This is a genomic window from Candidatus Berkiella aquae (assembly GCF_001431295.2).
In the GTDB taxonomy this organism is placed as follows: domain Bacteria; phylum Pseudomonadota; class Gammaproteobacteria; order Berkiellales; family Berkiellaceae; genus Berkiella; species Berkiella aquae.
The window spans coordinates 14512-28930 of record NZ_LKAJ02000001.1 but is presented as its reverse complement, the minus strand read 5'-3'; the positions used below and the strand labels follow the sequence as shown (position 1 = coordinate 28930).

General features: G+C 42.3%; 12 protein-coding genes. 6 read left to right on the top strand and 6 right to left on the bottom strand.

Features of this window, described 5'->3' with window-relative positions:
* Positions 1-149 precede the first annotated feature (149 nt).
* On the top strand, positions 150-1178 hold the full coding sequence (locus tag HT99x_RS00115) for a hypothetical protein (RefSeq protein WP_075067763.1): 1029 nt from the start codon (positions 150-152) through the stop codon (positions 1176-1178).
* Positions 1178-1714: a gamma carbonic anhydrase family protein gene (locus HT99x_RS00110; RefSeq protein WP_075067762.1), complete on the top strand. Its 537-nt coding sequence runs from the start codon at positions 1178-1180 to the stop codon at positions 1712-1714. Before HT99x_RS00115 ends, HT99x_RS00110 begins: the two co-directional genes overlap by 1 nt.
* A 20-nt stretch (positions 1715-1734) precedes the next feature.
* Here HT99x_RS00110 and aroE read toward each other — a convergent pair whose 3' ends face one another.
* Positions 1735-2535 carry a shikimate dehydrogenase gene (gene aroE / locus HT99x_RS00105; protein ID WP_075067761.1) on the bottom strand — a complete coding sequence of 267 codons (801 nt, stop codon included), beginning with the start codon at positions 2533-2535 and terminating at the stop codon, positions 1735-1737.
* Positions 2536-2744: 209 nt separating this feature from the next.
* Between aroE and HT99x_RS00100 the strand changes: the two genes are divergently transcribed.
* Positions 2745-5483 (top strand): hypothetical protein, encoded by a 2739-nt coding sequence (locus tag HT99x_RS00100; protein ID WP_075067760.1) that lies wholly within the window; start codon positions 2745-2747, stop codon positions 5481-5483.
* Here the strand turns inward: HT99x_RS00100 and hemF are convergent, their stop codons facing one another.
* Genes hemF through HT99x_RS00075 form a run of 5 tightly spaced genes read right to left on the bottom strand, consistent with a single transcriptional unit; the run spans position 5484 to position 11535 of the window.
* Positions 5484-6395, bottom strand: a complete 912-nt coding sequence (hemF, locus tag HT99x_RS00095) for an oxygen-dependent coproporphyrinogen oxidase (RefSeq protein WP_075065086.1) — start codon at positions 6393-6395, stop codon at positions 5484-5486.
* 40 nt (positions 6396-6435) lie between these two features.
* Complete coding sequence (gene topA, locus HT99x_RS00090) at positions 6436-8724, bottom strand: type I DNA topoisomerase (protein ID WP_075065087.1); 2289 nt, start codon at positions 8722-8724, stop codon at positions 6436-6438.
* 36 nt (positions 8725-8760) lie between these two features.
* Entirely contained in the window at positions 8761-9243 is a 483-nt protein-coding gene (locus tag HT99x_RS00085; RefSeq protein ID WP_075065088.1) for a DUF494 family protein, read from the bottom strand.
* Between the two features lie 2 nt (positions 9244-9245).
* A complete protein-coding gene (gene dprA, locus HT99x_RS00080) occupies positions 9246-10364 on the bottom strand; it encodes a DNA-processing protein DprA (protein WP_259564962.1) in 1119 nt (372 codons plus the stop codon).
* A gap of 22 nt (positions 10365-10386) precedes the next feature.
* Entirely contained in the window at positions 10387-11535 is a 1149-nt protein-coding gene (locus HT99x_RS00075; protein ID WP_075065090.1) for a LysM peptidoglycan-binding domain-containing protein, read from the bottom strand.
* A gap of 148 nt (positions 11536-11683) precedes the next feature.
* Here HT99x_RS00075 and def point away from each other — a divergent pair, with 148 nt between their 5' ends.
* The 3 genes from def to rsmB are packed head-to-tail and all read left to right on the top strand — an operon-like array spanning position 11684 to position 14413.
* The gene (gene def / locus HT99x_RS00070; protein WP_075065091.1) at positions 11684-12184 is read left to right on the top strand and encodes a peptide deformylase; all 501 of its coding nucleotides are present in this window, start codon (positions 11684-11686) and stop codon (positions 12182-12184) included.
* On the top strand, positions 12181-13116 hold the full coding sequence (fmt, locus tag HT99x_RS00065) for a methionyl-tRNA formyltransferase (protein WP_075065092.1): 936 nt from the start codon (positions 12181-12183) through the stop codon (positions 13114-13116). Before def ends, fmt begins: the two co-directional genes overlap by 4 nt.
* Position 13117: 1 nt before the next feature.
* Positions 13118-14413, top strand: coding sequence for a 16S rRNA (cytosine(967)-C(5))-methyltransferase RsmB (gene rsmB, locus HT99x_RS00060; protein ID WP_075065093.1), 1296 nt, complete (start codon positions 13118-13120; stop codon positions 14411-14413).
* The last annotated feature ends 6 nt before the right edge of the window (positions 14414-14419 follow it).

Sequence of the window (14419 nt, the reverse complement as noted above, 5' to 3'; positions counted from 1 at the left end):
TACTCGAACCAGTTTGAATTTAGACAAGGCGGCAAGTGAGGAAAGCCCCAAGAGTGCACATAGCGTGCATGATTGGGGTGAGTGAATGCAGCCAACACAGTATAAATTTAAACTGGGAAGAGTATAATGTGTGCTTTTGGTGTTTTCTCATGTCGCGCCCTCTCTTGGTTATGCTTTGGCAACCTCCTCTTGAGCAAACGTGTCTCTTTCCATTAGAACAAAAACTATCGCTTTTAATCGGTGTATTAAATCGTGCTTATGAGATTTTCACTGCTCATCTAAAAACAGTCTCACAAGCAGAACCTCACCCTACCTTGTTGTTTGTTGCGCCAGAGCATTATTTTGTCGGAAAGCATCAAAATGCCTATCGACGAGCACAAAAGCAACACATTCAAGCAATATTAGCACTTTGGTCAAAAGACAAGGAACATTGCATCTTGCTACCAGGCACTATTAAATGGCGCCAAGTTGCTTTGCCAAACTCAATTGAGCAACAAGATGCCATTGATGCATTTCGCCAAATTGGTTTTCAATATTATAAGAACCTAAAGCGTGACCCCTTACAAGAGCCTAGCTGGTTTTATACTCTGGATAATAGGACGGATAGAAATTTCATTTTTAATACCAGCTCGGTTTTCCATCATGGAAAAATCTATGAATACAGCAAACAAACCGATTGTAAAGATCTGAATGAATCAGAACACCAACGGGCGACTTTTCGTTTTGGCAGCCAATCTCCCATGATTGAAATCGATGGGTTACGTTTGGGGCTAGAGATCTGTGCTGATCACGATCATTGTCTTTTACGTAAAAAAATTGATGAAAGCCATCAGCTTATTGATATACACATTGTGCAATCTAATGGGTTGTCAAATCTCATTGATGCCATTGCTTGCCATCATCATGGTGTTTATGTTCATTGTGATTCCAATGCGTTCACTAATTCGCTCGTTCTCTCTTTCCAAGACGGCAAAGGCCAAGAACATCACTGTTTGAATACCGAACCTGAGAATGGATTAATTTGGTGGCAAACCCATACCAAATCGATTACGCTATGTAATGAAGAGACTGATAAACTTACCAGTGCTTTCTCTGCTATTGATATAGTATCACTACGTCCTGCTGTAAACGTAAGTGAGAATAAACAAATTATTAACCCTGTTAAAAGGACAATGTGATGCCTCTACGTCCCTACCTACAATACCAACCCATCATTGGACAGGGTACTTATGTTGATGAAAATGCCGTTATTATCGGTCAAGTGACGATTGGAGAAGATTGCTCTATCTGGCCATTTGCTTCTCTTCGAGGTGACATGCATCATATCCATATTGGCGATAGAACCAGTGTGCAAGATGGCTGCGTGTTACATATTACGCATGCGGGTGATTTTAATCCTAATGGTGCACCATTGACGATTGGCAGTGATGTCACCATCGGGCATAAAGTCATGTTGCATGGCTGCACCATTTATGACGCTTGTTTAATTGGAATGGGCTCTATTGTCCTAGATGGTGCCATCATCGAAACGGAAGTGATACTCGGCGCAGGTAGCCTTGTCCCTCCCGGCAAAACGTTACAAAGTGGTTATTTATGGGTTGGAAGTCCTGCCATCAAGAAACGGGCGCTTACTCAAGAAGAAAAAATTTATATTCGCTATAGCGCAAGCAACTATGTCAAACTCAAAAATACCTATCTTCAAGGAAATGATTAAACACGCAACCTCTACATTTTTTATTGACGAAGCTGTTTTATCACCGATTGAGTCTCTGGTACTTTTGCATGCCATTTGGCAAAACCCAGCGCGGCTTGTTCAACCAACATACCCAGGCCATCATAGATGTAGCTTGCCCCGTGATCTTTGGCAACTTGTAAAAACACCGTGGGTTCCTTTAGACGATAGGCTAAATCGATACAACAAGTTTTTTCAAAATAATGCAAAGGAATAGGAGGAATTTCATTATACAAACTCGCTGATGTTGCATTGATAATATAATCAAATACATTTTCTTCATCTGCTAACATTTCGTAGAGCACGCTCTTTATTTTAAACGGTAGCATTTTTTTTGCTTTCTCTAGATCACGGCTTGCCACCGTTAAGCTTGGTGAAAAGGATAATAACGGTTCCAAAATGCCTGCCGCTGCGCCACCTGAGCCTAATAGGAGAATGCTTTTGTGTGTTAAGGTTAATTGATGGTTAACAGTGAGATCTCGTATTAGCCCTTCACCATCGGTATTATCCCCCCATAATTCACCTTGCTCTGTCCACCCAATCGTGTTAACCGCTTGTGCTTTGGTGGCTCTGGCAGAGACTTGCTGGCATAGTTGAAAAGCCTCGTGTTTTAAAGGTACGGTAATATTCGCACCCAGACCGCCTTGTTGTTTAAATTTTGCTAAGGCAATTTGTAATTCACCGGCTCGCGTGTGAATGCGTTCATACCGAATCTTCAAATCAAATTGTTTGCCAAAGGCTTCATGAATTTGTGGAGATAAACTATGGCTAATCGGATCACCAAAGACTGCAAACTCAAACATGCTTATTCCCTGCAAAAACTTAAATTATAAAAGATATCTTTTGCGTTATACAGCATACGCGAAGTTATTGTTGTAAATACAATTTATTTAACTTCTTCATTTTCAATGAATATTTTAGATGAACTATTCTATTTCGTCTCAGTCTATACATGTAATGAATCCTCAACCTTGGCATCCAGACGAATGTATATGCTTTTAGGAGTTAAATCATGAGTTCAGGAAATAATATCCCACCTCCTCCCAAAGGAGGGCCCATTCCCCCACCACCTAAAGGCGGCCCCGGTGGACCTGGCGGACCACCTCCTGCTATGAAACCTGTTAAAAAACTGGCTGAGATGACCAAAGATGAGAGAATTGCATGGATTGATGCAGGTGCCGGCCTTAATCTTAAGGTATTAAAAGCAGGCCGTTATCCTAATGAAACCGATATTCTAGCACGCATTGGTGCCAGAGAAAGTGATGCAGGAAAAGGGATCCCAGATAGTGATGCAGAAATGCAAAAGAAACTCGCTGCAGAATTACAAGCCATCTTGAAAGCGAAACTCATTGAGTTATTTACCCTCGCAGAAACCGATCCAACCAAAGCAGCGCCACTTATCAAGAAAATTGAAGATAACATGAAGCGCTGGAAAGGAAGTGCGGTGGGGTTAAATGATTATCATGATTTGTTACAAAAAGAGCTGCCCTCTTCAACCGCAAAAGCAAAATCGAGTACCAGGCCTTTACCGCCGCCTGATACAAACGATAAGGAATATCAAAAACTGGTCAGTCTTGAAGAAAAGGTAAAACAGGAAAGTGCCGCGTTAACCAAAGAATATGAAAAATTGTATAAGCAATACCAAACAGCAGGAGCGGAACACAAATCAGCACTCTATGAGCAATTAGCGGCGGTGGTACAAAAAATCAATGAGCAGCGCGGTAATATTGCTAATTTTAAAGGCAGAGTCAGAGAAAGCGAAGAAAAAATCAAACAAATTGAAATGCAAATCGCTGCCCCAGAAAAAGCAAAACAAATTGCTATTAATAAAATACGCGATGAAATAGCTGCACTTAAAAATGAACAAGGTTATACCGATCCTGATACCAAAGCGGAAAATCAAAAACATATTGCGAAATTAGAAAAGAAAATAAAGATCGAGGAAGTTAAGCCAAGTCACACGACAGAGGTACTTGCGGAATATGAAGAAGCTTTAAAAAAAGGTGAACAAACTTTAGCAAACAATCAAGAAAAAGCGAAAAAGGCTAATGAAATTATTGCGCTTTTTACAGTACCTTCCACTTGGGCTAAAGTTAACTCTGAAGAACGCAAACGTGCTGAGGCAGGTAATCAAAAACCTAAACTAACCGGTGAATTTGATCCCAAAGGTATGATCATTGGAGATAAAGGACAAAGACAAATTGACCTTCGTTCATTAGATGCCAATCAATTATCACGCTTAGCACGCTTTTTCTCACATACTCGTAATGAATTTTCCATTAGTGATAATGACAGCATCATTGCACTCACTAAAGAAATTAATGGCGTCCTAGGTGTTAATCCTCTTGTGAATTTTGATGTATTAATGGATATCGCCGAAGGTAAATTAAGAAGAAAAGAAAATACTTTTGCCCCCTACACTGCCCAACAGTATTTTAATGAAGACGGTTTAGTACGAGATAATAGTCGAAAACCCAATTACGATAAATTATTGCAACGTAATGAAAATTTACGAGATGTTGAGCTTAATAAAAAACGTGGTATTACGTTTTCTGGAAAAGACTATTTAAATCGTAAACGCACTATCGAGCTTAATTATCTGACCGATACACAAATGCAAAAGCTACAACAATTTTTCGCAACAGCGAAGGGTGAGTTACAAACACCTGAAGGCGGTGTTAACCGAGAAGCCGTTACTAACCGTATTAATCAATTACTGAATCAAACTAATTTAACCTATGAAGATATTGCAGATATCGCAGAGGGTCATTTAGTACGAAAATCTGCTCATGCTCCTTCTGATCATTTTACAGTTTTATCAAAGGATGTCGAACGTAAAGGAAACGCCCCGAGTTACGATGCGCTTGTGCAACAACGAACTGATTTCATAGCAGAACAAGCAAGATTACAACGAGAAGCTCGTGAATTAGAAAGAAAGCAAGCGAAAGAAGAGAGAGAGCAAGCAGTTGCCGCTGTGCAAGGTGAAGCAACTGCTTTTATTCAAACACAACGCGAGCAATTCGAAGCTGATTTGCAAGAGATAAGTCCCGGCTTTACCCTGGATGTGAATAATATTAAGCTATTTCAACGTTTTGTTGATTCGGTGCAAATTGAAGCCAATAGACAGGAGTTGTCAAGTGCGTTACAAGACGCTATCGTGCAACAATTACAACAAATGAATCCTCAAGTAAAATTAGCATCTGATCTACCTCAACCTAAGAGAGTTGATACACCAAGCACCCAACCTTCTCAAACCGTAACGCCACCTGATGTACCAAAACCACCTCAATCTGATGGCGGACAACCAAAACCCAATTCACCTACCTCTTCACTTAAAAACGATCAAACAGCATTAAAGATTGTGAAAAATATTCTCAGTGATATAGATATCAAATCTCGCTTTAAAAAAGCCGATACAAATAAAAAATTTGGCTTCGCTAGTTATAAGATGTTTCAGAATAAAAAACGTGGCGGGCAGCTTAAAGCACTTGATGATGCAATAAAGGAAGCGCGCACTTTAGTGATGACCGATCCCGATGCCGCTTTTACTAAAATTGATCAAGCTATCGCAAATGTAAAATCTGATCTAGATAAAGAACACAAAGGAGGTAAGCGTAAATTAGGCGAATCTCGTTTAGAAAAAGCGGTCAACGATCTGAGTAAAGAAATTGATAAGATGAAATCTGCATTGGGGGTAACGGTTGCCGCACAAGAACCTCAAAAAGCACCCAAGCGGAGAAAAAATAATTAATTAGGCAAGCCAGTTCTGTGCTTTTAAATAATGCTCATATAACAGGGCTTCTTGGCTGCCGGGTTTTGGCTGCCATTGATATTCAAATGATACCCGAGGTGGCAAGGACATTAATATCGATTCTGTGCGGCCACCTGATTGCAAACCAAATAAGGTGCCTCGATCATACACTAAATTAAATTCAACATAGCGACCACGACGATATCGTTGAAAATCTTGTTCACGCTGACCATAGGGCATTTGGTAGCGTTTTGCCAATAAAGGCCCATACGCTTGCCAAAAATGAGAACCAACCGATTGCATAAAAGCAAAGCACTTTGCAAAATCCCAACCCCAAGTCTGTTGATTCAGATCATCAAAAAATAATCCACCCACACCGCGTGTCTCTTGACGATGAGGCAAATAAAAATATCGGTCAGCCCAGTCCTTATAATGTGGATAAACTGCATCACCAAAATCTTGGCAGGCTTTCTTTGCTATCTGATGCCAAAACAAAACATCTTCATGAAAGGGATAATAGGGGGTTAAATCAAAGCCACCACCAAACCACCAAATAGGTTCTTCATTGTCTTTAAAGGCGCTAAAAAAACGCACATTCATATGACAAGTCGGTACATAAGGATTCACAGGATGAATCACCGATGAAATACCCATTGCCTCGAAGCGTCGCCCCGCTAAGTCAGGTCGGTGATTTGTTGCTGAAGATGGGAGATTCTCACCACTGACATGTGAAAAATTGACACCCGCACTATCAAAAACATCGCCATGTCGTAGTACTCGTGTTATGCCGCCGCCTCCAGCAGGGCGCTGCCATTCATCGGTTATAATGTGAACCTTCTGCTCATAGCGCTGTAATTCATCACACAGTTGCTGTTGCAATGCGAGTAGATAGTTTTTTACTTCACCATTCATTAGGAGATACAAACCCCATTCTTTTACAACTCAATAATCACTATGTAGGTGGTGTCTCGTCATATGGCTCAGAGAACTTACAACTTTGCTGAGGACAAACTCGCTCTGTACCATTTTTCTTTGTTATTTTCACCGCGGTAATAGGCCATTCACATAACGGGCATGGCTCATTTAACGGTTGATACCATAAAGCATATTTGCAATCTGGATAACGCGCGCAAGAATAAAATATTTTTCCTTGCCGCGATTTACGCTTTAAAATATTACCTTCCTTACAAGAAGGACACTCTACTCCTGTATCTTCAGGTTTTTCAAGTGGTTCGATAAATTTACAATCAGGATAACTACTACATCCTATAAATTTACCGTATTTGCCCTTTTTAATCTGTAAAGGAGATTCACAGGTTGGGCATAAACGCCCTTCAACTATTTCAGGTTTGGCATCCTGGCTTGTGCCATCTTCTAAGCTACGCGTGTAATCACATTCTGGATAACTCGTGCAACCAATAAAACGTCCGCGCCGACCTAAACGAATCGATAAAGCAGAGCCACATTGCGGACATTTTTCATCAATAGGCTCTTGCGTTACATCTTTTCGTTGCACATTTTCTTGTGTTTCTTTAACCAAATCGATAAACGGTTGCCAAAATTCTCGCAACACTGGGCGCCATTCTTTTTCACCGAGTGAAATTTCATCGAGCTCATTTTCAAGCTGTGCGGTAAACCCATAGTCTACATACTGTTGAAAATAGGTAGTTAAAAACCGATTAACAACACGCCCCACATCGGTTGGATGAAATCGTTTGTTCTCTAAGACGGCATACTCACGCTGTTGCAAGGTGCTAATAATGGTCGCATAAGTAGAAGGACGACCAATACCATACTCTTCCATGGTTTTAACTAAGGTTGCTTCAGAATAGCGTGGTGGTGGCTCCGTAAAATGCTGCTCTCCTCGAATATTAAGGATGGGCAAGATATCGCCCTCTTTTAATAGCGGTAACATTTTACCGTCTTCTTTTTTGGCGTCATCAATCCCTTCTTCATAAACTTGCAAAAAGCCAGGGATAGCAATAATAGAACCATTTGCACGGAAAATATGGTGTTCACCACAGGTAAAATCAACGGCAACTGTATCAATCGTGGCAGGAATCATTTGACAAGCAATGGTTCGTTTCCATACCAAGTTATACAATTTGTATTGGTCTGGGCTTAACGCATGTTTAATATCATCTGGGTGAAGCGCTGCTGAGGTAGGCCGAATGGCTTCATGCGCTTCTTGTGCATTTTTTGCTTTCGTCTTATAAACATGTGCTTCGCTAGGTAAGGTATCCTTGCCATAACGCGCTGCAATCACTTCGCGAATTTCTTCAACCGCAACACTCGCCAAATTCACCGAGTCGGTACGCATATAGGTGATTAACCCCTGCGCCCCTTCACCAATATCAATACCTTCATAGAGCTGCTGTGCAATACGCATGGTACGCGCGGCACCAAATCCTAATTTTCGAGAAGCTTCCTGTTGTAGCGTTGAAGTCGTAAACGGTGCAGAAGGATTTCTTTTGCGTTTCTTCTTCTCAATATTTTTAACAATCAGCTTACCTTTGCCAGCTTTTTTCAAGTCAGCAATGATCTGGTTTGCCATATCGCCATCAGTCACTGAAAATTGTTTGAGCTTCTCTTCCGAGAATTCTACTAATTTTGCAGTAAAGGGTTGTTCATCTTTAGTGACATCCGCTTCGATAGTCCAATATTCTCTTGCTTGGAATTTCTCAATTTCAAGTTCACGTTCAACTATCATGCGCAATGCGGGACTTTGCACTCGGCCTGCTGATAAGCCAGGGCGCACTTTCCGCCATAATAGCGGTGAGAGATTAAACCCCACTAAATAATCTAATGCTCTTCTTGCTTGCTGCGCGTTAACCAAATCCATGGAAAGATCTCGCGCATGATTAATCGCTTCTAAAATAGCTGTTTTGGTAATTTCATGAAACACCACTCGATGCACAGGTTTTTCTTTTAATAACCCTTTCTCTCGCATCAGTTCACAAAGATGATAAGCAATCGCTTCGCCTTCGCGATCAGGGTCGGTTGCGAGTAATAATTCATCTACTTTTTTGAGTGATTCTGCAATGGTTTTAACCTGATTCGCATTTTTTTCAATCACTACATACTTCATCGCAAAGTCGCTTGCAGGGTCAACCGCACCTTCTTTAGGCAATAGATCACGGACATGGCCATAAGACGCCAAGACTTGATAACCTTTGCCCAAATACTTTTTAATAGTTTTGGCTTTGGCGGGAGACTCAACCACGACCAAACGATTTACCATGTTAGCATTAACCTCTTTGTTTATTTCGAAAAAGCATTAATGAATAATGCTATCTGCTTTTTCATCGTTCATGAGTTCTTCTATCCAAGGCAACATTTCTTCTTGTGGCGCTTTATTAAGCATCACAAGACCAATAATGCGCTTGAATTGCTGTAAGCTTAAATTATCGGCTTCAATCGCCATTGCTCTATCAATAATGATTTCTCGAACAGTTGCATCTAGCAAGCCCATTGCTTCTAAACTATGTAAGTAGCCCCGGCAAGCTATGTCAAGCTTAACCTGTTCTTCGTATGCATAGACACGGATAGAATTTCCGGGTACTTGCACCAATGTTGCAGCAAGCCTTTCTATTTCAGCTAACTCTCCTAGCCAGTCAAAAGCAAGACTTATTTCTTGGGGATCAAAACCCGCCTCTTCTAATTCACAGGTCAATGACTTCTCATCTAGCAAGGTGTCTTCACTAACACTTAGGTAGTTATCAAATAAAAACATCAATACTTCAATGACATTTGCTTTCATGGTTAGTCTCCCGTTGCAACTCGGATATAACCGCCGGGTACGGCGCGAACCTTTCCCCGGAGCTCTAATTCTAATAGCATCGAGGAAACCTCTTGCGCGGTCAATCCTGTTTTCGACACAATATCATCAATCGAGATACATTCATCGAAGATATGGGCTAAGAGTCCTCCTTGCTCCTCATCATTGTCAGTTAATTTACTAACGTTTTTAGCGGAGATTCTTTGCTGTAATACCAGCTCTTCCAAAATATGTTCGACGCTTTCCACACATTTTGCCCCTTGCCGTATCAAATGATGGCAACCTTTGGCCATCGGGCTATGAATAGAGCCTGGCAATGCAAAAATTTCCCTTCCCTGTTCTAAAGCATAGTTCGCTGTTATCAAAGAACCACTTTTGATAGTAGACTCAATTACTAGCACCCCCAACGATAAACCACTGATGATTCGATTGCGCCTTGGAAAGTGTGCCGGCTTTGGCGCAGTACCTAAGGGAAATTCTGAAACCAATGCCCCCTGCATTTGTATACGTTCTGCCAAAGCATGGTGAGAACGCGGATAGATCCTATCAAGACTATTACCCAATACGGCAATGGTTTGTCCTCCGCCTAATAATGCACCTTCATGGCTTGCAGCATCAATGCCAAGCGCCAATCCACTTGTAACGACTAATCCCTGGGCCACCAAAGCACTTGCAAAATGCTTAGCATTCTCTTTGCCTTGAGGTGAGGCATGGCGGCTGCCAACCATCGCGACTTGCGGCGCTTTGAGGGCCTCTACATTCCCCTTTACAAACAAGACAGGCGGACAAGCATGAATATTTTTCAACTGCGCCGGATATTCACTGTGCTCCCATGTCATGATTCTCGCATGCTGACTTTGCCAAGCGAGATCTTGGTTAACCCCTTGCCAATCGAGGATTAACTTATGAATGCCATGCGCTTCACACCAATGGCGAAAGGATTGTGTTGGAGATCCCTGTGAAAAGCAATTCGATAATACTTTCTCTTCTTGGCATAACTGAGCAAATCGCCTTGGGCCAAATCCCAGCATCCGATTTAGCACCAGCCAATAAGGAAGCTCTTGCTGATATGTATTTAATTCGCTCAACGACATCCACTTCATTCATGCTGCGAAAAGCGGCATTCTATGACCTAGCGACGTCATCAAGCAAATAAATTGGTCGAGTCGCCTTCATGACAAGTGCGTAACTTACTTTATCAAACACCCTAAAAACCACACATTGCCCAATATTCAGTGGCGGGAAACATAATTTACGATTTAATGCTTCAATTAAACGCGGCGGTAAATCTTTTTGAGTTTGGAAAATAGTTAATACATCGCCCACTTCTCGTTCCAGATCACACCCACCGGTAATTACAATCACCTGATATTGACCAATTTGCGTGATCCCACCAAAGACCGAGACAATTTGTCCTAATGCTTGATTGTTGGGAAATCGGGGCATGAAATAGGGCTCAACGGGTTCATAAAGGGTTTCAATAATACGATCGCCCACTTTCACTTCAGCATAACTCTCACTTAAAATCATACTGGAAGGCTCGCTGAGCTTTTCAATCTTGGCTTTACCCACCACCATCCCTTCGATGCCAATCCGCTTTTCCTTACAGCATGGTTCTAAATAATCTTTGCCAGGACGAACGACGGTAAAGACCTTGTTCTCATCTTCAGGACATAAATTGCTCACATAGACCCTGTCTCTCTCACCTACGACGATATGATCGTCATCCAAGGCAACGATTTGTGGACACTTACCCGATTCACAAGGCGTAATCACCCGAGAATGGTTAAAGAAAGGGCTAATAACGCTAAGGGCTATCGTTGGTATAGGCTTATCAACTGGTAGCACCTGCATTCGAGGACGAAGCTTGATGGTTCCAGTGCGGGCATCACGCGTCGCTGTGGCATGCTGATTTCTGTATCCCCGCTCCAGTCGTAAGCAAGGCTCGCCATTTTCATAAACAAGACTGATAATATCTCCAGGATAGATGCGGTCAGGATCTCGAATTTCAGGGTTAGATCGCCAAAGTTGCTCCCATCTTCCGGGATCGTTCAGAAATTTGCAGGCAATTTCCCATAACGTGTCGCCATCTTGCACGATATACATTTGTGGGGCTCGCTCATGAATCCAGGAGCGACTGTGTGAAATTTCAGGCATGGAAGTGGTTTCATGCTCTGAGACTTGATGCCCGATTTCTACGGCAAAAGCAAAAGTTACCCCCGCAGATAATACGACAGCCAATGCCATTCTTAATAGCATGGTGCACCTTGTCATAAGCTCACTCCTTCGCTACTTTATCGGTCCTTGTATTTACAATAGCTAAATATTTATCAAGAGCACGACTTTTATCACAAAAAATAAAATTTGCTACAAAACTAACATTTATATAAAATTCGACGAAAACTCTAGGAAGTTTCTCTTTATGACATTAAAAATTTATCATTATCCCCATAAGGTGCTGCGAGAAGTTACCCCTGTCATTACCGTTTTCGATGACAAGCTGGAAACGACGACAAAACAAATGATAGAGACCATGTATGCAGGCGATGGTTGTGGGCTTGCTGCGCCTCAAGTCGGTTTATCGTTACGCTTATTTGTGATGGACATTTCTAAAGAGGCTAATCAGCCACAATGTTTTATCAATCCCGAAATTCTAGAAAGTGAGGGAGCCATTGCTCGGGAAGAAGGCTGTCTTTCCTTACCGGGGGTGTATGCCAAAATAGAGCGTGCGGCAAAAATTACCGTGCGTTATCAAGATGTCAAAGGACAAAGCCACACTATCAGCGTTGATGGCATTGCAGCCCACTGCATTCAACATGAACTTGATCATCTTAACGGCGTTTTAAATATTGATAGACTTTCCAAGCTCAAACGCGCACTCTTGCTTAAAAAATTAGAAAAGGTGCAAAAAGCAACCTCATGAGAATCATTTTCGCCGGAACACCCACGTTTGCAGAAATACAATTAGAGGCCTTATTAACTACAGGGCATGAGATTGTTGCTGTCTATACCCAGCCCGATAAGCCAGCGGGTCGTGGACAACAATTGCAAATGAGTCCCGTTAAAACACTTGCACTATCTCATCAATTACCGATAGAACAACCGACTTCTTTAAAAACACCAGAAGCCTTAGCAACCTTGACAAGCTATCAACCCGATGTGATGGTCGTTGCTGCTTATGGTCTTTTATTACCGGAAGCGGTTTTAGCGCTACCTCGTTTTGGCTGCATCAATGTCCATGCTTCATTACTACCACGCTGGCGAGGCGCCTCTCCCATTCAGCAAGCCATTCTTGCAGGCGATAAAGAAACCGGCATTACCTTAATGCGAATGGATAAAGGTTTAGATACTGGCAATTCACTTGCCAATGGCATCATCCCTATTGCCCATGATGATACTAGCGAATCACTCCATGACAAGCTCGCTGTTTTAGGGGCAAAAATGTTGTTTCATGCTTTAGAAGAAGTGGTCGATTCTCCTGGAGAACAACAAAATGAAGCCCAAGTAACGCATGCACCCAAAATAGCGAAATCAGCCGCATTGATTGATTGGCAACAAAGTGCACAGCAAATTGAGCGGCAAGTGCGCGCTTATTTTCCTTGGCCAGTTGCGTATACGCTCATTCATGGGCAAATATTACGGATCTTCAAGGCCCAAGTAGTCAAACGCGATGTCAATCGTTTTCCTGCTGGCACGATCATTGAACAAACACCACAAGGGATTATCGTGAGCACAGCGGAACAAGCCCTATTAATCACACACGCCCAGTTACCCGGAAAAAAAGCTTTGCCGATGAGTGAAATCTTAAAAGGGCATGCAGCCTTATTTACTTTGTCAAAGCAGATGGGAATTTAATATGGGACAAACTGTGAATTGTCGTGCGTTAGCCTATGAAATTCTGATTGACGTGGCTCGCCATGGACGCTCTTTTAATCCTCAATTAGTATCAAAGCGTTATCCTTCATTAGATGCTCGCAACCAAGCTTTTACCGTTCATTTATGCTTTGGGGTTTTGCGGTTCTATTTTGTATTGCAAAGTGCTTTAAACCTGTTACTCGACAAACCTCTCAAAGAGAAAGACAAAGATTTACAATTGCTGTTAATGATAGGTTTATATCAGTTATTTTATACTGACATTCCTCATCATGCTTCGATTCATGCCACCGTAGAGGCTTGTAAACGGATTGCGCCATTTGCTAAAGGGCTTATTAATGGCGTATTACGCAATGCCTTGCGCCTGGATGCTAAAGTCAAACATTGCTTGGACAAGAGCGCATCACATCCAGCATGGCTTGAGAAGCGCTGGCAACATCAATGGCCTCAATATTGGCAAACGTTGCTAGAAGCAAACCAGCAACATCCTCCCTTTGTGTTGCGAGTCAATCAACGCAAAATGAATCGGGAAGATTATCTTGCCCTGTTAAATAAAGAAAATATTCCAGCGAACATCTTAGAGCACGCCGCAATGGGCATTGAGATAGCCGAAGATGTGCCCATCCAACGGTTACCGGGTTTTCTAGAGGGCTTGGTTAGCGTGCAAGACGGTAGCGCACAGCTGGCTGCAACACTATTAGAACTTACTCCTAAACTTCGTGTTTTGGATGCTTGCGCCGCGCCCGGCGGAAAAACGGCCCACATGCTGGAGCTTGAACCTTCTCTTGAGGTTGTTGCGCTTGAAAAAGAAGCGCCTCGTGTTCATTTGTTAAAAAGTACCTTAGAACGTCTGGCACTGCCCGCAACCGTTCTCTGTGCCGATGCGAGCTCCCCGAACGATTGGTGGGATCAGCAATTATTTGATCGCATTCTGCTCGATGCGCCTTGCTCTGCAACCGGTGTGATTCGGCGCCATCCTGATATCAAATTGCACCGACAAGAATCCGATCTTAAGCAGCTAACAAAACTACAAGCTGATTTACTGTCGCAATTATGGCCATTGCTTAAACCCGGTGGCATACTGTTATATGCAACTTGTTCAACCCTTGCAGCAGAAAATGAGGAGCAGATTTCCCAGTTTCTTGCTACGCAACAGGATGCAGCGGTATTGCCTATTGAAGCCAGCTGGGGCATCACGCAAGCAGCAGGACGTCAAATATTACCAGGTCAAGATGGCATGGATGGCTTCTACTACGCTAGACTCATAAAGTGCGCCTAAACAAAG

Excerpts from the sequence above, each read along its gene's own strand:
- aroE (WP_075067761.1), bottom strand. The coding sequence starts at position 2,535 with ATGTTTGAGTTTGCAGTCTTTGGTGATCCGATTAGCCATAGTTTATCT.
- dprA (WP_259564962.1), bottom strand. The coding sequence starts at position 10,364 with ATGAAGTGGATGTCGTTGAGCGAATTAAATACATATCAGCAAGAGCTT.
- HT99x_RS00110 (WP_075067762.1), top strand. The coding sequence starts at position 1,178 with ATGCCTCTACGTCCCTACCTACAATACCAACCCATCATTGGACAGGGT.
- HT99x_RS00075 (WP_075065090.1), bottom strand. The coding sequence starts at position 11,535 with ATGACAAGGTGCACCATGCTATTAAGAATGGCATTGGCTGTCGTATTA.
- def (WP_075065091.1), top strand. The coding sequence starts at position 11,684 with ATGACATTAAAAATTTATCATTATCCCCATAAGGTGCTGCGAGAAGTT.
- fmt (WP_075065092.1), top strand. The coding sequence starts at position 12,181 with ATGAGAATCATTTTCGCCGGAACACCCACGTTTGCAGAAATACAATTA.
- HT99x_RS00115 (WP_075067763.1), top strand. The coding sequence starts at position 150 with ATGTCGCGCCCTCTCTTGGTTATGCTTTGGCAACCTCCTCTTGAGCAA.
- topA (WP_075065087.1), bottom strand. The coding sequence starts at position 8,724 with ATGGTAAATCGTTTGGTCGTGGTTGAGTCTCCCGCCAAAGCCAAAACT.
- hemF (WP_075065086.1), bottom strand. The coding sequence starts at position 6,395 with ATGAATGGTGAAGTAAAAAACTATCTACTCGCATTGCAACAGCAACTG.
- HT99x_RS00085 (WP_075065088.1), bottom strand. The coding sequence starts at position 9,243 with ATGAAAGCAAATGTCATTGAAGTATTGATGTTTTTATTTGATAACTAC.
- rsmB (WP_075065093.1), top strand. The coding sequence starts at position 13,118 with ATGGGACAAACTGTGAATTGTCGTGCGTTAGCCTATGAAATTCTGATT.
- HT99x_RS00100 (WP_075067760.1), top strand. The coding sequence starts at position 2,745 with ATGAGTTCAGGAAATAATATCCCACCTCCTCCCAAAGGAGGGCCCATT.